Raw genomic sequence first — 1,181 nt, 5'->3', positions numbered from 1 at the left:
CAGGGCGGCGTCGCCGTCAGATCTTGCGGAAAAGCTGACACATAAACTGAAAGAGGGCTGGCAGCCGTTTGGTAGTCCGGTGGCCATAACCCCTTATACTCTGATGCAGGCGATTGCAGCAGAAGGTGCAGTAATCAGCGCCACCAGCGACCCGGAGTATTACTTTGTTGTGGTTCTGGCAGGGCAGTCAAACGGCATGTCGTATGGTGAAGGCCTTCCGCTGCCGGGGACATATGACCGTCCGGACCCGCGTATTAAGCAACTGGCGCGTCGCAGTACGGTGACACCGGGCGGTGCAGCATGCAAATATAACGACATCATTCCGGCGGACCATTGTCTGCATGATGTGCAGGACATGAGCCGTCTTAACCATCCGAAAGCGGACCTGTCAAAGGGGCAGTACGGAACCGTGGGGCAGGGGCTGCATATCGCCAAAAAACTGCTGCCGTTTATACCGGCGAATGCGGGCATTCTGCTGGTTCCGTGCTGTCGTGGTGGTTCAGCGTTCACCACCGGAGCTGATGGCACATACAGTGACGCGAGTGGTGCCTCGGAGAATTCAACCCGCTGGGGTGTGGACAAGCCGCTGTATAAGGACCTTATCGGTCGAACAAAAGCGGCACTGGAGAAGAACCCGAAAAATGTGCTGTTTGCCGTGGTGTGGATGCAGGGGGAATTTGATTTTGGCGGTACGCCGGCAAATCATGCCGCACAGTTTGGTGCGCTGGTTGATAAATTCCGTGCAGACCTGGCGGATATGGCAGGCCAGTGCGTCGGTGGCTCTGCTGGCGGTGTTCCCTGGATATGCGGGGACACGACGTATTTCTGGAAGCAGAAGAACGAATCCACGTACCAGACGGTGTACGGCAGCTATAAAAATAAAACGGAAAAGAATATCCATTTCGTACCGTTCATGACCGATGAGAACGGGGTGAATGTGCCGACGAACAAACCGGAAGAAGACCCGGACATTCGGGGTATCGGTTATTACGGTTCGAAATGGCGTGACAGCTCAGCCACCTGGACGTCACAGGACAGGGCGAGCCATTTCTAGACTGGCCCCCTGAATCTCCAGACAACCAGTATCACTTAAATAAGTGATAGTCTTAATACTAGTTTTTAGACTAGTCATTGGAGTACAGATGATTGATGTCTTAGGGCCGGAGAAACGCAGACGGCGT

The 1,181-nt window shown here is 54.2% G+C and carries 1 pseudogene; it reads left to right on the top strand.

The features are described 5' to 3' along the window. Nucleotides 1–1,051, top strand: a pseudogene (locus BHE85_RS16070) (sialate O-acetylesterase); the annotation flags it as partial. Between the last annotated feature and the right edge of the window lie 130 nt (nucleotides 1,052–1,181).

Source organism: Shigella sp. FC1567 (genome assembly GCF_001743015.1).
GTDB classification, from domain to species: domain Bacteria; phylum Pseudomonadota; class Gammaproteobacteria; order Enterobacterales; family Enterobacteriaceae; genus Escherichia; species Escherichia coli.
This window is presented reverse-complemented; position numbering and strand designations above follow the sequence as displayed.